Origin of the sequence: Leptospira congkakensis (assembly GCF_004770265.1) — a bacterium.
In the GTDB taxonomy this organism is placed as follows: domain Bacteria; phylum Spirochaetota; class Leptospiria; order Leptospirales; family Leptospiraceae; genus Leptospira_A; species Leptospira_A congkakensis.
In genome coordinates this window covers 532,100-553,874 of sequence record NZ_RQGQ01000004.1, presented here as the reverse complement: position 1 = coordinate 553,874, position 21,775 = coordinate 532,100, and the positions used below count along the sequence as shown (strand labels likewise).

Genomic DNA, 21,775 nt, shown 5'->3' with positions numbered 1-21,775 from the left:
TCTCAGGAGAAGGATCACTAAATTCTAATGTAAGGCAAGAAAAATAATACTTTGATTTCGAACGAAGGCTTAGAACCTGTCTGTGTGAAACGAATTTTTCTCATCATACTTGGAGTTTTTCTGATCCTCCAGTTTTTCCCCGTCTCTCGAAACAACCCCCCTGTCACTTCTGAAATCCAAACGAACCAGGAAGTCAAAGAAATCTTAAAACGAAGTTGTTACGACTGCCACTCGAATGAAACGGTTTGGCCTGCTTATTCTTATATTTTTCCGGCATCATTGCTTATCTCTCACCATGTGGAAGAAGGTCGTGAAGAATTGAACTTTTCCGAATTTGGAAAATTGGCAGAACGAAAACAAAATAAAAAAATATATGAAGTTTGGGAACAAGTGGATGAAGGAGAGATGCCTCCAAAAGACTATTTATTACTTCATCCTAAGTCTCATTTATCTGAAAAAGATAAAGAGATTTTGAAACAGTGGACAGATAGTTTTGATAAGGAATCCGAATGAAAGAAAAAAAGTTATGGGGTGGTCGTTTTGATGCACCGCCGTCCTCACTCATGATTCGTATTGGTGAATCCATCAGTTTTGACAAAGAACTTTATGCTCACGATATTGAAGGTTCTATTTCCCATTCCCGAATGTTAAAACGAATTGGAATTCTTTCCGAATCGGAACAACGAAAAATCGAAACAGGACTCGGACAGATAAAGAAGGAAATTGATTCCGGAAAGTTTGAATTCAAAATCGAAAACGAAGACATCCATATGTCGGTTGAGTCTCGCCTAACGGAGCTACTGGGAGATTTGGGAAAAAAACTCCATACGGGTCGAAGCCGAAATGATCAAGTTTCGCAAGATGTTCGTTTGTATATCAAATCGGAAGTGGAATCGATTTTGGTTTTACTTGCTGATTTACTTCTTGCTTGGATTGGAAAAGCAGAAGCGCATACAAAAACCATTATCCCTGGATACACTCATCTCCAGATTGCCCAACCGATTCGAGCCTCTCATTATTTTTTATCTCATTTTTGGGCGAACGTTCGAGACTTCGAAGATTTTTTAGGAGCCTATGAAAGAGCCGATGAATTGGTGTTGGGTTCTGGTGCCCTCGCGGGAGTCAACTATGCCACAGATCGTGAGTTCCTCCGAAAAGATTTGTCCCTTTCTCGGATTTCCGAAAATTCCATGGATGCGGTGAGTCAAAGAGATCATATCTTTAAATTTCTTTTTGCTGCATCACAGTTTATGATCCATGTCTCTCGGTTTTGTGAAGAGATCATTCTTTACACTTCCCAGGAATTCAGTTATTTCAAACTTCCTGACCATTTAACCACAGGATCCTCCATCATGCCGCAAAAGAAAAATCCTGATGTGGCCGAGCTCATTCGAGGAAAATCGGGGCGTGTGGTTGGAAGTCTTACTCATTTGCTTGTGATGGTAAAGGGAACACCTTTATCGTATAACAGAGATTTCCAAGAAGACAAACTCCCGTTATTTGACACAGTCAAACAAATCAAACTGAGTATTGAAGGGATCCGGGATATGGTAGAGGGAATCCAAGTGTTTCCTGAAAATGCAATCCGCAGCCTTCGCTCCGGATTTTCCACAGCCACTGATCTTGCCGATTGGCTTGTGAGTGCAAAAGGAATTCCATTTCGTTCTGCCCATGAAATTGTAGGAGAACTGGTAAAACATTGCTCTTCAAAGGGTTATGATTTGTTTACGATTCCAAGCGGAGAAAGGGGACAGATCCATGCGGTTTTGACAGATCCAGGTTATGAGGCAGCTATTTCCCTAGAAACTTCTTGTGACAAAAAAGATGTGATGGGAGGAACCTCGCTTCCTCGTCAAAAAGAACAAATCAAAAGGGCGAAAGCAAAGGTAAACGAATTGACCAAAAAGTTAAAATCGATAGAATCAAAGGGTAAAAAATAAATATGAAATCCATTGTACCAAACAAAGTCCCATTTTTTGCCTTTCTCTTTTTGGCTCTTTCCCAAACCATTTTCTGCAGTGATCAAACCTTCAAAAAAATCACTTATGAACCTGTATCCTATTCTCCTTCCAAAGTCATTGTCAAACGCCAAGATGTGACTACGGTAAAGTTGCCGGAGAAACCTGCCATTTACGCTGTGTTCTCCACCACTGCTGGTGATTTGGTTTTAGAACTTTATGATGCAGCTGCGCCTAAAACCGTTCAGAACTTTATCGATTTGGCCCAAGGTGAAAAAGAATTCAAAACCGACAAAGGTTCCGAAAGACGTCCTTTTTACGATGGGTTAAAATTCCATAGAGTGATTGAAAACTTTATGGCACAAGGTGGATGCCCTAGAGGTGACGGAACTGGTGGTCCTGGATACCAAACAGAAGATGAAATCAATGGAAAAGCACTGGGTCTCGACAAACTCAAAATCAAAGATGCACCTCAATACCAATCCCAACTACAACGTGCCGTACTCACCGAATTCAAAATCCAATCGAGAGCTGAGTTTGAAGAAAAACGAACTGAAGTAGAAAAAGCTTACCAAGAAGCTATGGAATTACCCGTTTTGGAAGTATTACACCGAGTGGGTTACCGTTACAATGAAGCCCTTCCCAGCAAAAAAGCCCTTCGTGGATCCTTGGCTATGGCGAATGCAGGACCCAATACGAACGGGTCACAGTTTTTTATCAACCAAGTGGACACTCCGCATTTGGATGGCCTTCATACAGTTTTTGGATTTTTAATTACTGGATATGATGTGCTTGACCGAATCATTGAAAAAGGAAATCTACAGACGACAATCCGTAAGGTTGTCATCATCGACAAACGCCAATGAACTACTTAGAAGGAATCGAAGTCATTCAAAAATACACATCGGGTTCTTCCGTGGAACCGGTGTTAAAGTTCATTATGACCATCCCTCATAATGAAGAAGGATTTGCGAATGCACTTGATGAGATCGGGGGAATCAATCGTTATCCCGATACCTTCGTTGGACTTCTCAGTTTTATCAGTTTCATTTTGGGTCAAAAATCAAAAATGAGCCAACTGTATGAAACAGCCCTCGAAAGATACGAATCCTTAAACCAGGTCACTTCCAAACGCCGCCCGACGGAAGAAGAATCAAAAATCAAACGAACGTTAACCGACTTTATCTTAAAAATCGAAAAGGTTTTTGAAATCCAAGACCTCACCGACGAAAGTTTGGTAAAGGAACTGAACCGTTTTGTTTCCGAAGCCAACCTATATGGGGTTACTGAAAACGAGATCAAAAACCTCAAGGTTTCCTCAAAAACGGTAGCCCTCGTGGAACCACATTTGGACAAACAAAGGGAAAACTACTACCAATACAAAAAACTAGTGGGAGTCACGACAAGGCTCATCCGTATCGCCGATTATATTTTGGAAGAAGCTAAAATGGGGGCCGGATAACCGGTTTTATGTCCTAAAAATTCTTTCGGAAATTTAAGGTTCTGCCGAAATCTTAAACTGTATGCGGTCTCTCCGAAATTTCATGATTTTAGGAATTCTATTGGTAGATTCCCTCTATGCATTTCCTGACAGAGATGCCAGGGGAGAACGAATTGATAATTTTGTCTCCCTCCAGTCAAAAATCAGCCTTTCCTTAACAAAGCGGAGTTACCAAGCCGGAGAAAGAGTTCCGCTTACCTTCACTGTGACCAATACAGGAAAGGAAGTCGTTCGCATTTTTCCTTCCTTTGATTATCGTTACTCTTTTCAAATCATTGTGAAAGACGAGAATGATCGCATCCTCACACCTATAGAAGATCCAGAATTTCCAGATCCTATCCTGAAACGTAGGACAACCATCGTGAATTTGGTGGGAGATGAGAATAAAGAAATCAGCCTCCACCGCAATGAGTCTTTTTCCAAAACCATCTATCTGGATGAACATTATAGTTTTTTGCCAGATCAAAAATTCTATGTGACCGGTTATTTTTATCCCAATTATACAGAAGATAAATCGGCTTTCTTACGTTCTGGAAATACAGTAGGATTTCTTTTTCAAAATTCCAAAGCAGAGAGAAAAGAAACGGTCACTCGCCAAATCACGGAAAACGGAGGACTTTCTCCAGAAGAAACCATCTTCCTCTTTCTCGGTGCCGAGATGAAAAAACATTGGGAATACCATTTTAAGTGGATCGATTTTTCGGAATATATTTTAGCTTATGATCGTTACAGCAGTGCCTATACAGAAGCTGGTCTTGGGGAACGCGAAACAATCATAGAAGATTTCAAAGAGTATTTGACGGAGACACCCTCCGGAGTTTTAAAATACTTTAAAGTGATGAATGTGGACTATCCTTCCAAACGGGATGCGAGAGTCCAGGTCTATGTAGAAAGAATGATGGGTCGGTTCAAAACAAGGTACGAATATATATACACCTTGCGACAAGAAGAAGGAAGCCGAGTTGGATTTTGGCAGATTAAAAACTTACTCGTAAAGGTAAAAAAATGACGGAAATCCTTTCCCAAGACGAAATTGATGCCCTGTTAAATGCCATCTCCTCAGGCGAAGTATCTGAGGATGAATACTCATCGGTTGGGGAACAAAAGAAAGTCAAAATCTACGACTTCAAACGTCCGGATAAATTTTCAAAAGACCAAATTCGTACCTTGCAGATGATGCACGAGACCTTTGCCCGTTTGGCAACCACCGGTTTATCGGCTCAGCTTCGAGCCCTGGTTGTGGTGCACGTGGCTTCGGTAGACCAGTTAACCTACGAAGAATTCATTCGTTCCATTCCGAACCCAACCACTCTTGCTGTGATCAATATGGATCCACTCCGCGGGTCTGCCATTTTAGAAATTGACCCGTCCATTTCCTTCACCATCATCGATCGTCTGTTCGGTGGTAAGGGTGAATCTTCCAAAGTCAACAGGGAACTTTCTGATATTGAGTTGTCTGTAATGGAAGGGATCATTGTTAGGATTCTTGGAAACTTACGAGAGTCCTGGTCTACTGTAATTGATTTACGTCCAAGACTTGGAAACATTGAAACAAACCCACAGTTTGCCCAAGTGGTTCCACCCAATGACATGGTGGTATTAATTACCCTGGAAACCAAAGTGGGTGAAGTAGAAGGGATGACCAACCTTTGTATTCCCTACATCACCATTGAACCCATTATTAATAAACTTTCAGCACAGTATTGGTATTCCTCGATTCGTAAAGGGGAAGTGGATGAAAACCGAGCCGTCATCCAAGAGCGACTCGACCAAGTCAAAATTCCTCTGATTTCCGAAGTGGGAAGTGTGGACATCTCTCTCAATGACCTTATGAACTTACATGTGGGGGATGTGATCAAATTAGAAAATACTCCGATCAAAACCGACCTTATGGTAAAAGTAGGGGATCGCAGTAAGTTTAAGGCCACACCGGGTCGTGTAGGGAACCGCCTTGCCATCCAAATTGGGGATAGCATTGAGGACATTCCAGACGAACTCCTTGGATCTACGAGATCGGAACAAGAATATTAAGGTTTTTCGCTAAACAGTGTTTATGCGAAAAATTATACAATTTGTATTATTCTTAAAGGTTTTTACTTCTTTTCAAGTAGTGACTCGTATCATCTCCGCTTTCGGGATTTTGGCATTTCTCATTTTTAGTGTTTCTATTGATGCCAAAACCAAAAAAACTTCGGAAAAACATGCGAGACAATCCTCCAAGATTCGCCAAACCATTGTTTTATCTATTGATGGATTTCCTGCTTATTATTTATCTGATCCCAAATACCATGTTTATTTCCCACATCTAAGCGAAATCTTCCAGAAGTATGGAGTTTCTGAAATTGTTACCGTCAATCCTTCGGTAACGTATCCAGCACATACCTCTATGGTGACGGGAAAAGATCCCGCAGAACATGGAATCTACAACAATACCTTATCTGATCCTTTTGAAAAAAATGATGGGGGATGGATGTGGTATGCGGAAGATATCTCAAGTCAAACACTCTGGGATTTGGCAAAAGAGAATCACAAAACTACGGCTAACGTATTTTGGCCTGTGACTGTGGGGGCGGGCATTGATTGGAATCTTCCCCAATATTGGAGAAAAAAAATCCCAGAGGATGACAAACTCCTTCGAGTGCTTTCCACCAAGGATCTTCACAAAGATGCTGAACTTGCCGTAGGAACTCCGTTAAACGACGTTTCAAAAGATGAAGTGAAATTAAAAACAGCCACTTGGCTCTTTCAAAATAAAAAACCGGATCTGATGTTTGTTTACACTACGGATTTGGATACCAACCACCATGGGTTTGGCCCAGGATCAGAAAAAGCCCTTTCCCGACTTTTGGAATTGGACAAAGTCATTTTTGAATTTTTACAGTCCGTGGGAGCATTTGCACCCAAAGGTCCGGGACTAGTGATTGTTTCTGATCACGGGTTTCAATCTGCCGATCTTGTTTGTGCACCGAATGTGGTTTTAAAACAAAAAGGGTACATTCGGGATGAAGAGGGAACTTTTCAGCTCACCTTTAAAAGTTCCGGTGGAACAGCCATCCTTTTGCCAGGTGCGAATGCAAAATTTACTGACTCGGAAATTCAATCCCTTGTTTCTGAAATTCTAGCGGCCTGTCCAGGAGCTGAGTGGGTTCCTTTCACTAGTATTATGTTAGGTGAAGGAATAAACCAAACCTCAGATGACCAAGAGAATCGTAATCTGCAAAAGAAAATCCATCCTAGCGCCTTGGGTCTTTTACGGACTTCGCAAACTATGTTTTTTAGTGGAACCAGAAAAGGGGAAGTGTTTACCAAGTCCCAAACAAAGGTCCACGGACATGGGTATTGGAATGCAAACCCTGAGATGAAAACCATTGGATTTGTATATGATCCAACGGGAAAAAAACACCAGTTCCAATCGGTAAAAGATGTATTTAGAATCGTAAAAGATATGTTAGGTTTTAAAGAAAAGAAAACCAATGGGCCTCGTGTGCCGCCCTTGCACACAAAGCCTTGATCCAAAATCGATTCGATTTGAATCGGTTTAGATGAAAGGGTTCTTCTTATTTTTTTAATAAACTAAGAATGGCCTCACCCACAGCCTTTGCTGATTGCGGATTTTGTCCTGTCACAAGCCTTTCATCCACTTCCACATGTGAGTTCCAAGGTGCTGATTTGGAATACTTACCACCGGCAGCAATCAGTTTGTCTTCCAAAAGAAAGGGAACCACTCCTTCTAGTTTCACAATCTCTTCTTCTTCGTTGGAAAATCCATTCACTCGTTTTCCCGCAATCAGTTTGGAACCATTGGACAAAGTGACATTGACAAGTGCCGAGGGACCGTGACAAACAGCTCCCACAATCCCACCTGATTCATAGATTGATCTTGTGAGGTCTTGGAGTTCCGCGTTGTCCGGAAAATCCCACATGGTTCCGTGCCCGCCGGCAAAATAAATGGCTGAGTAGTCACTTGCCTTAATTTCTTTTGGGGACTTGGTATGGATGCGTTTTGTTTGGTAAACTGGATGGTTCCAAAATTCTTTGTTGGCCATATCTTCCAAATCAAATCCATCTACAGGAGGTTCGCCCCCTTTCGGACTGACCAAATCCATTTCCACACCGGCATCGTGTAAGACCTTCCATGGGTGAGCTACTTCTCCCAAATGGTAACCAGTGGAACCGGCGTTTCCTTTTTCTCCGTGGCTTGTTAATACAAATAATACTTTTTTCATTGGATCCTCGCTTTGTTTGCAGATTCTAAATATCTGTGGTAGGAAAATTTTTTCCTACCTGATTTTTTAGACAAGAGAAACGAGTCATTAGAATAATGATGGTGTTTATAATAAGGTATTAAAAAAATAATATCCATAATGAATCCGATCGAATTGTACCAAAGTTTTTACCTTATCTATCGCGAGAGGAATTTAACCAAAGCAGGAAAAATCCTTGGGCTTTCCCAACCGGCACTTAGTTTGCATTTACAATCCCTGGAAAGGCATAGAAAAGAAGTTTTATTTCGCCGCACTTCTCGAGACTTAATTCCCACTGACGCCGCCAAACGGTTGTATGTTCAGATAGCAGGCCCAATCGAAGAATTGGAAAGGATGGAAGGGCAACTGAAACCGAAAGAAAATATTCGTAGGCTAAAAATTGGTTCAGCCAAGGAGATTTTTTTAGAAAAAATTTTGCCAAATCTTTCTGCATTGGGAGAAAGATTTCACGTCCTGTACGGTCATCCTCCTGAACTTTTGGATTCTTTGGAAAAAAAGGAAATCGATTTAGTTATCACCAATCAAAAGTTAAATGTTCCTGGAATTTTATTAGAAGAATTATACAGAGAAAAATTTGTTTTTGTAGCATCAAAATCCATCAGTTCGGATGCCAATTTCCCATTCCGTGGACAAACCAAACCCAAAATCGAAATGATCAAAACTTGGATGGAAAACCAACATTGGTTTGTGTATAGCGAAGACTTCGCAATTGTTCGCAGGTTCTGGAAGGTGAATTTTGATTCTCGACCGAAATTAAAAGAGTATTCTGTTTTACCAAACCTTCATGATATCAAGACTGCGTTGGAACTCGGGAGCGGTGTTTCCGTTTTGCCTACGTATCTACTTGGGAAAAAATCTCCTTTGTATACAAATGAAAAGGATTGTCGGAGTTTTGAGAACCAATTGTATCTTGTCAGTCGAGAAGAAGACGTCGATTATTTAGAAGAAAAATTCCCAAAACTGAAAGATTGGATGAATGTTTAAACGTTTCGACTAATGTTTTTTCCAGTGGATACATTCCCCTGGGCATTCATCCATTTCCTTTTGCACTTTTTTTTCGTCTTCGTCTGGGATCATCGCATCATTGATTGACTCTCCTCCGATATGGGTTTGAGAAACATCATCCTCATCCATCATAAAGTATTTCGGCATATTATCAGCACATTGGTTACAAGAAGTACAATTGTCTTTGTCTACATAAGCTTTTCTCATGTTTCTTCCTCTGTTTTGAGTTTATAATATAAAATGATCGATACAAAAAATATGGTTACCGCATTTGCGAGAATGATAGGAAAATCAGACTTTAAAACTCCATACACAAACCATAAAAGTACACCGATAAAAAACATGATGTACATATTGCGGCTGATGTCTCGGGTTTGTTTGGTCATAACAACGCGTAACACTTGCGGAAGAAAAGATACAGTCGTTAAAAAGGCAGCAATGTAGCCAATCAGGTTTTCCATTTAGGCTTTGAACTCTCGTTTCACAATGGTTTTGACTCCACCGCGAACATTGTAATCTCCCACCACTTTTACATATAGAGGGTCCACAGCTTGAACAAAGTCTTCTAGGATTTTGTTCACAACATTTTCATGGAAAATTCCCACATTTCGATAGGACATCATGTATTCTTTCAGCGATTTGAGTTCTACGCAGCGTTCCCTAGGGATGTATTCGATAAATATAGAACCAAAGTCAGGGAGACCAGTTTTTGGACAGACGGCCGTGAATTCAGGGATGGTGAATTCGATATTGTATTCTTTTCCGGCATAAACATTGGCAAACCACTCGATTTCCGGGGTTTTCCAGGACGGGATATGGTCTTGTTTGTCCTCGTAAGAAGATTCTGATTTTTTTTCCGACATTTGTTTACCCCGACAATTGCAAAATTATTTTGGAATCATCCCATGAAAAGTGATAAAAAAATTGCAGTCGTCGATTTCGGCGGTCAATACGCTCACCTCATCGCATCCCGAATTCGTAGGCTTGGTGCCTATACAGAAATTCTCTCCAACGAAGAACCTTTGTCTGTCTATGAGTCCTATGCTGGAATCATTCTATCAGGTGGCCCAAGTAGTGTTTACGAAAAGGGTGCACCACTTCTGCCAGATGGATTTTTTAAAACTTCTGTTCCCATTCTCGGAATCTGTTATGGCCACCAACTTTTAATGAAGGCCCTCGGTGGTGAGGTTGTTTCTTCCAATTCAAAAGAATATGGCCCTGCTATTTTAGAAATTCAAAATCCAGATTCCTTACTTTCTAAATCCCTTTCGCCTAAGACAAAAGTTTGGATGAGTCACGGTGATGAAGTGGTTCGGATGCCCGAAGGTTTTAAAATCGTTGCTTCTTCGGATAATTGTTGTTATGCGTTCGTTTCTAATGAGTCTAAAAAACAATTTGGGATCCAATTCCATCCAGAAGTCACTCATTCCGAAGAAGGGGAAGTATTACTTCGTAACTTTGTGAATCTTTGTAATGCAGGTGCAAGTTGGAGTATATCTCAGTTTCTGGAAGAACAAATCTCTGAGTTACAAAAGAAAGTTCCGCCAGGTAAAAATGTGTTTTTACTCGTGTCAGGTGGTGTGGATTCTTCTGTTGCTTATCTACTTCTAGCAAAAGCTCTTGGGAAAGACCGTGTCAAAGGACTCCTTGTCGACACGGGGTTTATGCGTAAAAATGAAGTGAAAGATCTTATGGACAACCTGCACCAAGTTGGTTTTGATCTCACCATTTGGGATGAAAGCAAAATCTTTTACAATCACTTAGAATCAGAATTTGAACCAGAAAAAAAACGCCGGATCGTTGGTGATCTCTTTTTAGAAGCACAAAGTAAAGCCACAGATTCCCTGGGTTTGGATTCGGAACATTGGCTTCTTGGCCAAGGCACCATCTATCCAGACACCATCGAATCTGGGGGAACCAAACATTCTCATAAAATCAAAACCCATCACAACCGCGTCCCTCAAATTGAAAAACTCATCCAAGAAGGGAAAATCATTGAGCCCATCGCTGATTTGTACAAAGATGAAGTGAGGGAACTCGGAAGGCTTCTTGGCCTTCCAGAACGTTGGATTGAAAGGCATCCATTCCCAGGGCCTGGCCTTGTGGTAAGAATGATTGCGAGCCCAGAGACCAAACCACCAGTGCTCGATTTTTCTGATTTGGGTCTTTCTCAGAAAAAGGCAGAAGTCAAAATTTTACCAATTCTTTCTGTCGGAGTGCAAGGGGACCAAAGAAGTTATGCCCACTGTGCCGTGTTAAATGATTTTACTACCAACTGGAAGGAATTGGACGAGTGCGCCGTTGAGATCACCAATTTCAAAAAGGAAATCAATCGTGTGGTTTTTGCCCCGGGGATTCAAACTTTCTCTGGAGCTTTTCATTATACCAAACTGACTTTAGATAAAGAACACTCGGATATCTTAAGAGAGGCTGATTCAATCGTAAACAGAATTCTCTATGAGGAATCCATTCACACTTCCATCTGGCAAATGCCAGTGGTCCTTGTTCCTGTGGGTTTACGCGCAAATTCTTATGGGGTAGTGTTACGCCCAGTGGAATCAACCGAAGCAATGACTGCTAATTTTTATGAGATGGATAGAAAGATACTGGAACGTATCACCAAAGAATTGTTAGTTTTGCCGCAAATTTCTCTGGTGTTGTATGATCTTACCCACAAACCACCAGGAACGATAGAGTGGGAATAAGTTAGGATATTTCTAAAAATAAGTTTGGAAAAGAAATTACGGTAGTAAAATCCAAAGAAGGGCCATTCCACCCATTGCAAGTTCAGGAAGTTTTCTTTTGAAAAAACTTTGGTTTTCTGGGTTTTCTTTTGGTTCTTCAGGATTTTTCGATTCTGTATTTGTTTCTTCTTTGGTATCTTTAGAAGCAAATAAGGAACCAAAAAATCCAGGGTTTTCTTCCTTTTTTGGAGCTTCCCATTCTACAGGAAGAGAAACAACATCTACAGCAGTTTTCTTAAACGCTTGTTTGGTGCCATCTTTTGATTCTACCAAAACATAATTGGCGGTCGGAGAGGATGTTTTTACGTTTTCCAACACCTCTTTGGTTGCTTTCACTTTCACCGTGTCCGCATAAGAATTTAGAGAGACAATCGATAGAATGGATACCGTGAGAAAGGTCTTTAGGTTCATATTTACAGCCCATCCTTTTGAAAAACATAGGCAATTTGATTTTTTAGAGAAATGTTACAATCCGATGAAAAGTGAATTCAGTTTCCATTTGACACCAGGCCTTCCTATTTTAGCCTATCCAAAGTCACGATTGGCGTCGTGGCCAAGTGGTAAGGCATGGCTCTGCAAAAGCTTGACCGCCGGTTCGAATCCGGCCGACGCCTTTTCACGATTGATTCGCCTGGATGGTGGAATTGGTAGACACACAGGACTTAAAATCCTGTGGGAGTAATCCCGTGCGGGTTCGATTCCCGCTCCAGGTATAAATCGAACGATTGCGAGTCCAAAAAAACGTAGCGACCCATAGGGAGCGTAAACGTTTTTTCCGAAGGCAGGAAGCCTGAGGTGACGAGCAAGACGGGCTGAGATCGAAAGGCCAGGAAGGCCGAAGATCGAAGCGATTCCCGCGGACATTCCAAATCAAACAAGACTAAAATCAACATCTCTTACTCCTAGCGACCCTGCGAAGGCTTTATCGAAGTCGAAGGCAAAGTTGGGCGTGAGGCCAAGGGTGGAAGGAGCGTAAACGTTTTTCCGAAGGCAGGAAGCCTGAGGTTATGAGCAAGACGGGCTTTAGATCGAAAGGCCAGGAAGGCCGAAGATCGAAGCGATTCCCTCAGGACGTTCCTAATCAAACCAAACTTAATTCAAGCACCTCTTCATCCTAGCGACCTCTTCCCCCTATCATTCACAGTTTCCCGAAATCTCAATTCTAGGCAAAACCGGTTTTTCTCCCATCCAAGTATACTTAAATCCAAAATCAATAAACTCTAATCCCTTTCCCAAATATTCCTTAGGATGGACTTGGATCTTTTGGATCTGCTTTGTATTGGGATAACTTTCTATTTTTACAATTCGTTCTGATTGGACTTTGTATTCTTTGTCTTGGTCGAAGCTTTCTCGTTTCCGAATTTCTAGAGTCAGAGTATCTGGTAGATTTCCTTTTTGATTCTCTTCCCAATGGATTTGGAAGAGAATCGGTGTCTCTCTGACTTGGTGCGTTTCATTAAAGTTAGAATTATGATCCAAACATCCTGCGAGTTTGAAGTATCGTTCCTTGGTTCCTTCTGGCAAAGCGACCAGTAATTTTCCATTGATTGACGATTGTGCTTGCGAGTCGGGGAAGTTATGTTCTGTGCGAGTTCGGTGTAAAAAAAGATCTTTATCTGGAGTTTTTGTTAAATAGAAAGCTCCCAAACAGGAAAGTAGAATCCAAAAAAGAATCATTCCAAAAATTTTGATCTGATTTTTATCTGCTAAAGAATCTTGAATGATTTTTTTTCTTTTGAAGGAAGGGAGTAAACATAAAATCCCCAAAAAAGGAAACAAGACTTCATCATCTAACAGAAAACATTGGAAACTACCTGCAAATATAATGGCAAAAAAACCTAAAAAGAAAACTGTATGTTTGCCTGTATTTAGAATGAGTTTTGTTTCTATATATAAAAAATATAGGAAAGAAAAACCAGAGAGAAACCCTCCCAAAATCCAAAAATGTAGAAAGTCAAAATGGGCATGTGACTTGGGTGTGATAAACAAATCATAATACAATTCAGGTAGATGATTTACTAATCCTTTCGCTTGTGTGACAAACTCATTTGTATAATTTCCTGATCCAATCCCCAGAAAATAAGAATCTTTTAAAATTGCAAAATTCATTTTATGAATCCATATCCGTTGGTTCTCTAACGAACGTTTAGCGAATAAATCATCGATTGCTCTTTGGAAAAGCCAGTTGTTTTGGTAAACCAAATAGAGGATGCCGGCAACTGCCAAAACTCCCAAACCCAGAGTCGGTAAGTATTTTTTGATAGAAATCCTTTTCTGAAAGGAAATTAAGAAGATTCCAAATAAGAGCCCAAACCAAATGGAACGACTTTGGTTGAGAAAAAGTAAAACGAGACCAACCAAAGACAAAATGATAAATCCAATGAGAACAAAACGAAATTTTGAAGTTTGTTTATATATTTTGAAAATACGAGAAGACCTTTCTAAAACAGAGGGAAGATAAAGGGCAAGTAATCCCCCATAAGTTAGGTGAGTACTTTGGAAACCAATCGGTAAATAAAGAGGGAGTTTTCCCATAAAAATGGCGAGTAGGTGAGGCAGTCGTCTTCCTTCGGTATATTGAAATCCATCCATCACAAATGGAGCAAGTCTGTAGGGGGAAAGTAATGATACCAAGCCGGATAAGATGAGAAACACAGCACCAAACAGAACTGCTTTTTTCAGTTTTGTTTTTTCGTAAGTGGATAAACTCGAATGGTGTAGTAACAAAAATCCCATCCAGACATCACCAAACTCAGATTTTAAGATAGTTAGTTTCCAATTGGTTTCGTTCCAATGTAGAATCGGTGTGACGAGAAAACTTACATAGAGAAGGATCCAAAAAAGGATTTGTGATTCCAAATCTGGATATTTTCGTTTTATCATTTTGTCCAAAAATAAAAAGAAAAGGGAGGCTCCGGCAAAAATCTGGCAAAGACTAATCGAAAAGGGAGAGAGTGCAAAAAAAAGGTATAGAAAAACGACAGAAATCTTATGAAATGTTTCTTTCCCAATCATATTTGGTTCTCAGAATAGGTTTTAACTCCTATGGAAGGCAAGAGAAAAAGAAAATTGTCGGTGGCCATCATCACCTTCAATGAAGAAAAAAATATCGGGGATTGTATCCAATCCGTTCTGTCAGTTGCCGATGAAATCATTGTTTTGGATTCATTGAGTACTGATCGTACTAAAGAAATTGCAACTTCCTTTCCCAAAGTAAAATTCTATGAATCTCCATTCCCGGGCCATGTGGAACAAAAGAACAAAGCAATTGGTTTTTGTTCCAATGATTGGATTCTCTCGCTTGATGCAGATGAACGTGCGAATAAAACCCTGATCCAGTCTATTGAATTGTTTTTAGAATCAGAGTCAGTTTCTGCCGATGGGTTTAAAATTGCAAGACTCACATACCATTTGGGTCGGTGGATTCGTTATAGTGGTTGGTATCCGCTACGTAGATTTCGTCTTTTCCTGAAAAATGCTGCGACTTGGGTCGGTGAAAACCCACATGACTATATCGAATTAAAACCTGGTTCTTCTGGGAAAGTCATGAAGGGAGATATCCTTCATTATAGTTTTACTGATTTTAGTCATCAAATCACAACCATCAATCAGTTCTCTAGTATTGTTGCTTACACTCGTTATGCGAAAGGAGAAAGGTTTTCTCTCTTCAAAACTATTTTCAAACCCTTCGGAAAATTTATCGAAATTTATATTTTTAAGTTTGGGTTCTTGGATGGAATCCCTGGGCTTTGGATTGCCATAGCTTCTTCTTTTTCAACCTTTCTGAAATATGCAAAATTGTATGAACTAGACCGAAAACAGATCGAAAGACCGTCCAATATTAGAAAAGAATATGGCAAAAACTAAAAAAACATCTAAGAAAGGTTTCTTTGGCCGGTTTTTGAACCTTTTTCGATCCAGTGGAAAATTAGAAGAACAGGATCCATCCAAAAGAAAAAAGGAACCAAAATCATTCCCCATGGAATGGGCCGTAGCCATTGAAAATTGGAAGAAAAAACTTCGCACCAAACAAATTGCAACGGGTACCGTTTTAGAATCACCGAAATTTCGCTTAACAAAAACAAACGACAAATTGTTTCGAGCGGAAGGGGTAGACTACTCTTTGATTCTCGTAACAGGTAATCACTTATATAAAAATAAAGAAGATAAGTGGGCCGGCGTTTTGTTTGTGGATGAAGGGGAATTAAACAAAAGTCTAACGAAAGATCTCTCTGGTGTGGAGGGATTGTTACAAGCTCTTTCAGTTCCCAAAACAGATTTATTTTTGGACAGTGATGCTCCTCGGGAAGACTGGAGAGTTGTTTTATCCTTTGAACGATTTTGGAAAGAACAACTAGTCCTACAAATGAAACCCAATTCGATGGCACTGGCGATGCTTGCCATTGGAGAGGAATGCCGGGACTTTTTTGAATCCGTGGCAACGGAAAGACAAAAGAATCTTGTTCGAGACGAATTATTTTATCTAAATCTTGGAAATACAGATCAGAATAACCCTTATTCCAAAGCCAAAAACTTATTTGGATTTGGGTCTGCTCTTGTTGAATTTGGCAATGCTGTCAATACCATAAAAGAAAGAAGAGAAAAGGAATTAAAACATGGATCATAAATCACTCATCCAATCACAAATAGAAGATTCTATCGCTGTCAAACAGCAGTTACTTCCTGTTCTTTTGCCTTCGATTGAAAAAGCTGGAAAACTTCTCGTGGAATCACTGAAACAAAATGGATTGTTATACTTTTGTGGAAATGGAGGTTCTAGTTGTGATGCTTCTCATATCGCAGCGGAACTTGTGGTTCGTTACAAATCAGGCAATGAAAGAAAAGCCATTCCTGCCCTTGCCCTCAACAGTGACCAGGCAGTTCTTACTGCTTGTTCCAATGATTATGGTTATGAATATGTATTCCAAAGACAAGTCCAAGCGTTTGGAAAACCGTCGGATGTTTTTGTGGGCCTAACCACTTCTGGAAATTCGCAAAACATTGTTTTGGCGGTAGAAGAAGCTCGGAAAATTGGAATGAAGGTTGTTTTGTTTTTGGGTGGTGATGGGGGAAAACTAAAGGGTAAGGGTGACGTGGAAATCATTGTCCCTTCCAAAATCACAGCTAGAATCCAAGAATGTCATATTTTGATTGGCCATATCCTTTGTAGCATCATTGAAAAGGAACTCTTTGGGCTCGACTGACCTTCCTGTTGTCCAAATCAAAAATGCAACCATCGAAACAAAGGATGGGCAAAAGATTTGGAAGGGAATTTCTTTAGAAATTCCGAGAGGAATCATTTACGGGATCATTGGAGAATCAGGATCAGGAAAATCCACTCTAGGATTTTCCCTTTTTGGAATGGTTCCTCAAGGTTGCCGGCTTCAATACGATTCCTTTATTGTGTTAGGCGAAGATGTTCTTTCGACTTCATTTCACTCTAAATTATTTATGGTGCCTCAAAATCCGAATTCGGCCTTCCATCCTTTTCGCAGAATGGATTCACAAATTAAAGATTTTTTCAAACTCTCAGGACTAAGTTCTTTTCCTTATGAATCTTTGCTTTCCATTTGGGACAAGTTATCTATTCCCAGAAATCACTGGAAGGCGTATGCAAGATCTCTTTCCGGTGGGGAGAAACAGAGAATTCTACTTTCCCTCGCTTTTTTACGAAGTCCTGAAATTTTGATTTTGGATGAACCCACCACTGGCCTCGATGCATTTTCTGAAAAAATTGTCTTGGAAACCATCCAAAACCTTGCAAAAATGGGGATGTCAGTTGTTTTTATTACACACGAGCTTCGGATCGTCGAAAGTCTGGCCTCCCAAGTTACGATAATGAAACAAGGGGAAGTCATAGAAACCATTTCGGTTCTAAACCAAAACCTGGAGCCAAAAACAGAATATGGAAAACAACTTAAGGAAGCTTCTCTTCTCTTTCAGTAATGGGTTTTTCCTTTGTCTTTTTTTACCGACACTTCTTTTTGCAGAACCTGGGTTTAAACTTAGGTCTGTAGATGTAAGGACCTACCCAGAAGTTAAAGTTCGATTCCATTCCAATACAAATGTGACTCCCCAAGGATTTGTTCTTTCCGAAGAAATGAATTCGGTCGTTCGGCTCACTGAATCTTTTAGATTGGAACAAACCGAAACAAAGAACCCCATCCACTTATACATATCCATTCCTAGTTATACAAACGCAGAAGACCGACGTTGGATCATCCAATTGGCAAACCAATTGGTTAAGATCTCGGAACAATCAGGTGGGACTTCTAAATTACAAATCCAATCAGATGAGAACAAACATTCCTTTGAAAGAATTCGATCGAATGTTTTGGATATCTCTTTTCCTTTTCCAAAAGAGCCGGCTCCCGTTTACCCCATTCGAACCTGGGAGAATTTCCTGGAAGGAATTCCTAAAAATTTATCTACAGAAGATCACATTCTTATATTCGTAAGTTTTTCTCCCGAATGGCAGGACCGTTTTGAGATCCCTGAACTTGCTAAACGAATTCGGGACAAAAATCTCCAACTGATCGTCCTTGCTCCTAGTTCTTTGGAAGCAACGAAGTTAGCAAGTTATGCGAACGGAAGCCATTACCCAATCGCAAAAGCAGATAGTTATTCGAATCTTTTTTCCTATTTACGTGCGCTCGGAAATTCTGATTACGAATTAGTATATGTTTCTCCTTGGAACCTTTCCAGATGGAAAACAAGTTCTATATCGAGTGGATTCGTTTCCGTAGACCAGGGGATTCGGTTTGAATTCGATTATGAACTTTCCTTTTTTAAATCTTTATATTTAAAATTATCCGATCCTTTATTCTTTTTCCCAGTCAGTTTATTCCTCATTTTCCTTTGTTTGGCGGCCTTATATTATTTAAGAGGTTACGAAGAAAAGGAGGAAGGAATATTAACTACTGCTCCTCCCGAACCAGAATCTTTCGAACGAAAAGAAGAACTTCAAGTTTATGATAGAATGTATGGGGAGACAATGGAAAAGGCAGCACGGGATCGTGAAATTGCTTCTGCCATTGCGGAAAAAATCCCTCTAATGGGAACATCTTATTCCTATGCGGTTCTGATTAGAAGGGATGGAAATCAAAATTCGGATCAATTCCAGTTGCAGTTTGATGAAGTGACGATAGGAAACTCAGAATCCAATCACCTGGTATTGATGGATCCCTCTGTGGCAAGCCTCCATGCAAAGATAAAAAATAGAAAAGGAAAGTATATATTGTTTGATTGTGTCTCTGAAACCGGGGTATACTTAAACGGTAGAAAATTACTGCGTCCCAAAGTTCTCCATAATTTGGACGAAATCCAAATAGGAAAAACAATCCTATCGTTTAGAGGAAGGTAGAGTGATGTTCCAGATGATCCAATTAAATTCTTTTTTTCTAATAGTGAATCTAACCTTTCTTCTATTCTGTTTTGGATGTTCTGGTGAGACTTCTAAAAATAATGCTGCATCCTCTCTGCTTTTAGCGAAGGAATCTGGAGCTGACGGTTGTACGGTGGCAGGTCTTGGAACTCAAATCAAAGCCGGGTATACCGGGATCACAACTACGTCTCAATCTGTATCGCTTTCTCTTGCAGGAGATACTTATTATGGAGTGATGCAAATTGCAGGGGCTCAAATTGGAACACGAGTTGTACTTTCTCGTTATGCGAAACTTTCTGTTTATGTTTCCACAAGTTGTCCTTTGGATCTTTCCGTAGCAGTGCTTGCAAAAGAGGGCACAGAATATACCAAAGTCGATTCACCAGCAACTGTGATTACCTTTTCCAAGGCTGGAAGTTATTTAATTTATCTTTACCAAAAGGAAAGTGCCTCTGCAAATCCGTTGACAGTGCTTACCGATGGAACACCTGTACAAAACGTTTCAGATTCAGACCTTTCGGATCTTTTGAACGGGGGTTCGATTAAGACCTTTAAATTTGCCTGTGCTGTGGGTGGTGGTGTCTGTCAAAATTATTACGGATATCTCACAAGTTGCCTTACAGGAACCAAACAGGCGTCTAAATGTACGGAAACGAGTGTCGTGGGTTCCTGTAAGGTCACCCAGTCCAGCGTTGGTTATATCATCAGTGTTTATACCGCTCCACTGACGGGAGGGGCAGGGACTGCAGCTGCTCACTGTTCGGGAATTTCAGGAACTTATGTAGACGGAGCCACAGTCCAGACCCCTTAGAACTTTCCTATTTTTTCAAATTCCCTGGACACACCACCCCATGTCCGAGTTATGACTGGAAGTGAGGGAGTCTAGTTATGAAAACCATGTTTGAAAAGATTTGGAACGACCATTTGGTTCACGAGGATGATGGAACCTGCCTCATCTATATCGATAGACACCTAGTCCATGAGGTGACAAGCCCACAGGCTTTTGAGAGTTTAAAATTAACCAACCGAAAGGTGCGTCGCCCTGATGCTACTTTTGCAACAATGGACCACAACGTATCCACTAGAACTCGCGATTGGAAATCAGTAGATCCTATCTCTGTTTTGCAAATGCAAACTCTGATGGACAACTGCAAAGAAAACGGAATTACATTATTTGATATCAACCATCCTGACAATGGGATTGTCCACGTGGTCGCCCCTGAACTTGGGCTCACCCATCCTGGTATGACAATTGTTTGTGGGGATTCACACACTGCCACTCATGGAGCTTTTGGAGCACTTGCTTTTGGAATTGGAACATCGGAAGTGGAACATGTTCTTGCGACTCAAACTCTCGTCCAAAAGAAACCAAAAACTTTAGAGATCCGAGTGGATGGAAAATTATCTCCCCTTGTTTCTGCAAAAGACATCGTTCTTGCCATCATTGGTAAAATTGGAACCGATGGAGCCACTGGATATGTGATTGAGTTTACCGGTGAGGCCATTCGTTCCCTTAGTATGGAAGGTCGTATGACCATCTGTAATATGGCCATTGAAGCTGGTGCGCGGGCCGGACTCATTTCTCCAGATGATACAACTATCAATTATATCAAAGGAAGAGACTTTGCTCCGAAAGGTGAGGCTTTTGATGTAGCAGCTGCTAAATGGAAAGCTTATGCGAGCGATGCAGGGGCTCAGTTTGATAAAACAGTAGTTTTGAATGCTGCTGATATTGCACCAATGGTTTCTTGGGGAACATCCCCTGGCCAAGTGATTCCTGTGACAGCAACCGTTCCGGCTCCAACGGATTTTACAGATCCAGTTCAGAAAAAATCTGCAGAGTCTGCTCTTGCTTATATGGATTTAAAACCTGGTCAAAAACTTTCGGATGTCAAAGTAAATAAAGTATTTATTGGTTCTTGCACCAACTCTCGTATCGAAGACTTACGTGTTGTTGCAGACACTGTCAAAGGAAAAAAAGTTAGCAAAGAAGTAGAAGCCATCATTGTTCCTGGTTCTGGTCGTGTGAAACGACAAGCGGAATCGGAAGGACTTGATAAAATCTTTTTAGATGCCGGCTTTCAATGGAGAAACCCTGGTTGTTCCATGTGCCTTGCAATGAACGATGACGTTCTTTCTCCTGGGGATCGTTGTGCCTCTACTTCCAACAGAAACTTTGAAGGAAGACAAGGAAAGGGTGGAAGAACACATTTGGTTGGCCCTGCAATGGCAGCGGCTGTAGCAGTCGAAGGACATTTCGTAGACATTCGGGAGTGGAAATAAGATGAAAGCATTTACAAAATTAAAAGGCATCGCGGCTCTTTTAGATAAAGCAAACGTAGACACTGACCAAATCATTCCTAAACAATTCCTTCGTAAAATTGAAAGATCAGGGTTTGGGCAACATCTATTCCATGACTGGAGATTTTTGGATGACGCTGGCAAAAAACCAAATCCTGAATTTGTTCTCAATGCAGAAAGATACAAAGGTTCCAATATCCTAGTGACAAGAGATAACTTTGGTTGTGGATCGTCCAGAGAACATGCTCCTTGGGCCTTAGAAGATTATGGATTTCGTTCCATCATTTCGCCGTCTTATGCAGATATTTTTTATAATAACTGTTTTAAAAATGGAATGTTACCCATTGTTCTACCAGAAAACCAGGTAGAAGAAATTTTCCAAACCATCGATAAAAAACCGGGTGCTAACTTGGAAATCGATTTGGAAAACCAAGTGGTGATCACTGAAGAGGGAAAAAAATACCCATTTGAAGTGGATGCTTTTCGCAAACATTGCCTCCTCAATGGTCTTGATGATATCGGACTCACCCTCCAAAAGGCCGATTTTATTCAAAAATTTGAGGAAAAGAACCAAAAAGAAGTTCCCTGGTTGTATGCGAAAACAGTATAATCGCTCT

Annotated in this window: 23 protein-coding genes and 2 tRNA genes; 19 read left to right on the top strand and 6 right to left on the bottom strand. The window is 40.5% G+C overall.

Going from position 1 to position 21,775, the window contains the following annotated elements; all coding sequences use genetic code 11:
- Positions 1 to 84: 84 nt before the first annotated feature.
- From EHQ70_RS03635 to EHQ70_RS03605, 7 genes are all read left to right on the top strand, one after another.
- The gene (locus tag EHQ70_RS03635; RefSeq protein ID WP_135583593.1) at positions 85 to 513 is read left to right on the top strand and encodes a heme-binding domain-containing protein; all 429 of its coding nucleotides are present in this window, start codon (positions 85 to 87) and stop codon (positions 511 to 513) included.
- Entirely contained in the window at positions 510 to 1,940 is a 1,431-nt protein-coding gene (argH, locus tag EHQ70_RS03630) for an argininosuccinate lyase (protein ID WP_135583591.1), read from the top strand. The genes EHQ70_RS03635 and argH overlap by 4 nt, the downstream gene beginning before the upstream one ends.
- A 2-nt stretch (positions 1,941 to 1,942) precedes the next feature.
- Positions 1,943 to 2,824, top strand: a complete 882-nt coding sequence (locus EHQ70_RS03625) for a peptidylprolyl isomerase (RefSeq protein WP_135583589.1) — start codon at positions 1,943 to 1,945, stop codon at positions 2,822 to 2,824.
- Positions 2,821 to 3,420 (top strand): hypothetical protein, encoded by a 600-nt coding sequence (locus EHQ70_RS03620; RefSeq protein WP_135583587.1) that lies wholly within the window; start codon positions 2,821 to 2,823, stop codon positions 3,418 to 3,420. The genes EHQ70_RS03625 and EHQ70_RS03620 overlap by 4 nt, the downstream gene beginning before the upstream one ends.
- Positions 3,421 to 3,481: 61 nt before the next feature.
- Positions 3,482 to 4,468: a hypothetical protein gene (locus tag EHQ70_RS03615; protein WP_135583585.1), complete on the top strand. Its 987-nt coding sequence runs from the start codon at positions 3,482 to 3,484 to the stop codon at positions 4,466 to 4,468.
- A complete protein-coding gene (fliM, locus tag EHQ70_RS03610; protein WP_002974265.1) occupies positions 4,465 to 5,490 on the top strand; it encodes a flagellar motor switch protein FliM in 1,026 nt (341 codons plus the stop codon). Before EHQ70_RS03615 ends, fliM begins: the two co-directional genes overlap by 4 nt.
- Before the next feature lie 22 nt (positions 5,491 to 5,512).
- Entirely contained in the window at positions 5,513 to 6,970 is a 1,458-nt protein-coding gene (locus tag EHQ70_RS03605; protein WP_135583583.1) for an alkaline phosphatase family protein, read from the top strand.
- 46 nt (positions 6,971 to 7,016) lie between these two features.
- Here the strand turns inward: EHQ70_RS03605 and EHQ70_RS03600 are convergent, their stop codons facing one another.
- Positions 7,017 to 7,685: a type 1 glutamine amidotransferase domain-containing protein gene (locus EHQ70_RS03600; RefSeq protein WP_135583582.1), complete on the bottom strand. Its 669-nt coding sequence runs from the start codon at positions 7,683 to 7,685 to the stop codon at positions 7,017 to 7,019.
- 138 nt (positions 7,686 to 7,823) lie between these two features.
- Here EHQ70_RS03600 and EHQ70_RS03595 point away from each other — a divergent pair, with 138 nt between their 5' ends.
- A complete protein-coding gene (locus EHQ70_RS03595; protein WP_135583580.1) occupies positions 7,824 to 8,708 on the top strand; it encodes a LysR family transcriptional regulator in 885 nt (294 codons plus the stop codon).
- 9 nt (positions 8,709 to 8,717) lie between these two features.
- On the opposite strand, the gene EHQ70_RS03590 is transcribed toward EHQ70_RS03595, so the two are convergent.
- The 3 genes from EHQ70_RS03590 to queF are packed head-to-tail and all read right to left on the bottom strand — an operon-like array spanning position 8,718 to position 9,592.
- Complete coding sequence (locus EHQ70_RS03590) at positions 8,718 to 8,936, bottom strand: ferredoxin (RefSeq protein ID WP_100719354.1); 219 nt, start codon at positions 8,934 to 8,936, stop codon at positions 8,718 to 8,720.
- Positions 8,933 to 9,190: a SemiSWEET transporter gene (locus tag EHQ70_RS03585; protein ID WP_135583578.1), complete on the bottom strand. Its 258-nt coding sequence runs from the start codon at positions 9,188 to 9,190 to the stop codon at positions 8,933 to 8,935. Before EHQ70_RS03585 ends, EHQ70_RS03590 begins: the two co-directional genes overlap by 4 nt.
- Complete coding sequence (gene queF, locus EHQ70_RS03580) at positions 9,191 to 9,592, bottom strand: preQ(1) synthase (RefSeq protein ID WP_135583576.1); 402 nt, start codon at positions 9,590 to 9,592, stop codon at positions 9,191 to 9,193.
- Between the two features lie 42 nt (positions 9,593 to 9,634).
- Here queF and guaA point away from each other — a divergent pair, with 42 nt between their 5' ends.
- A complete protein-coding gene (guaA, locus tag EHQ70_RS03575) occupies positions 9,635 to 11,434 on the top strand; it encodes a glutamine-hydrolyzing GMP synthase (RefSeq protein WP_135583574.1) in 1,800 nt (599 codons plus the stop codon).
- 36 nt (positions 11,435 to 11,470) lie between these two features.
- Here guaA and EHQ70_RS03570 read toward each other — a convergent pair whose 3' ends face one another.
- Positions 11,471 to 11,884, bottom strand: a complete 414-nt coding sequence (locus tag EHQ70_RS03570; protein ID WP_135583572.1) for an LIMLP_04285 family protein — start codon at positions 11,882 to 11,884, stop codon at positions 11,471 to 11,473.
- A gap of 132 nt (positions 11,885 to 12,016) precedes the next feature.
- Between EHQ70_RS03570 and EHQ70_RS03565 the strand changes: the two genes are divergently transcribed.
- Positions 12,017 to 12,087, top strand: a tRNA-Cys gene (locus tag EHQ70_RS03565).
- Positions 12,088 to 12,102: 15 nt separating this feature from the next.
- A tRNA-Leu gene (locus tag EHQ70_RS03560) sits at positions 12,103 to 12,186 on the top strand.
- Between the two features lie 421 nt (positions 12,187 to 12,607).
- Here the strand turns inward: EHQ70_RS03560 and EHQ70_RS03555 are convergent.
- Positions 12,608 to 14,488 carry an O-antigen ligase family protein gene (locus tag EHQ70_RS03555; protein WP_135583570.1) on the bottom strand — a complete coding sequence of 627 codons (1,881 nt, stop codon included), beginning with the start codon at positions 14,486 to 14,488 and terminating at the stop codon, positions 12,608 to 12,610.
- Between the two features lie 30 nt (positions 14,489 to 14,518).
- Between EHQ70_RS03555 and EHQ70_RS03550 the strand changes: the two genes are divergently transcribed.
- The 8 genes from EHQ70_RS03550 to leuD all read left to right on the top strand — a co-directional run bounded on the left by EHQ70_RS03550 (position 14,519) and on the right by leuD (position 21,768).
- Positions 14,519 to 15,340, top strand: a complete 822-nt coding sequence (locus tag EHQ70_RS03550; protein ID WP_135583568.1) for a glycosyltransferase family 2 protein — start codon at positions 14,519 to 14,521, stop codon at positions 15,338 to 15,340.
- A complete protein-coding gene (locus EHQ70_RS03545) occupies positions 15,327 to 16,100 on the top strand; it encodes an LBBP_01157 family protein (RefSeq protein WP_135583566.1) in 774 nt (257 codons plus the stop codon). The genes EHQ70_RS03550 and EHQ70_RS03545 overlap by 14 nt, the downstream gene beginning before the upstream one ends.
- On the top strand, positions 16,090 to 16,677 hold the full coding sequence (locus tag EHQ70_RS03540) for a D-sedoheptulose 7-phosphate isomerase (RefSeq protein ID WP_135583564.1): 588 nt from the start codon (positions 16,090 to 16,092) through the stop codon (positions 16,675 to 16,677). The genes EHQ70_RS03545 and EHQ70_RS03540 overlap by 11 nt, the downstream gene beginning before the upstream one ends.
- Positions 16,664 to 17,419 carry an ATP-binding cassette domain-containing protein gene (locus tag EHQ70_RS03535; RefSeq protein WP_135583562.1) on the top strand — a complete coding sequence of 252 codons (756 nt, stop codon included), beginning with the start codon at positions 16,664 to 16,666 and terminating at the stop codon, positions 17,417 to 17,419. Before EHQ70_RS03540 ends, EHQ70_RS03535 begins: the two co-directional genes overlap by 14 nt.
- Positions 17,379 to 18,836, top strand: coding sequence for an FHA domain-containing protein (locus EHQ70_RS03530; RefSeq protein WP_135583560.1), 1,458 nt, complete (start codon positions 17,379 to 17,381; stop codon positions 18,834 to 18,836). The genes EHQ70_RS03535 and EHQ70_RS03530 overlap by 41 nt, the downstream gene beginning before the upstream one ends.
- 13 nt (positions 18,837 to 18,849) lie before the next feature.
- Positions 18,850 to 19,668, top strand: coding sequence for a hypothetical protein (locus EHQ70_RS03525; protein WP_425270017.1), 819 nt, complete (start codon positions 18,850 to 18,852; stop codon positions 19,666 to 19,668).
- A gap of 77 nt (positions 19,669 to 19,745) precedes the next feature.
- Entirely contained in the window at positions 19,746 to 21,140 is a 1,395-nt protein-coding gene (leuC, locus tag EHQ70_RS03520) for a 3-isopropylmalate dehydratase large subunit (protein ID WP_135583556.1), read from the top strand.
- 1 nt (position 21,141) lies between these two features.
- Complete coding sequence (gene leuD / locus EHQ70_RS03515) at positions 21,142 to 21,768, top strand: 3-isopropylmalate dehydratase small subunit (protein WP_135583554.1); 627 nt, start codon at positions 21,142 to 21,144, stop codon at positions 21,766 to 21,768.
- The last annotated feature ends 7 nt before the right edge of the window (positions 21,769 to 21,775 follow it).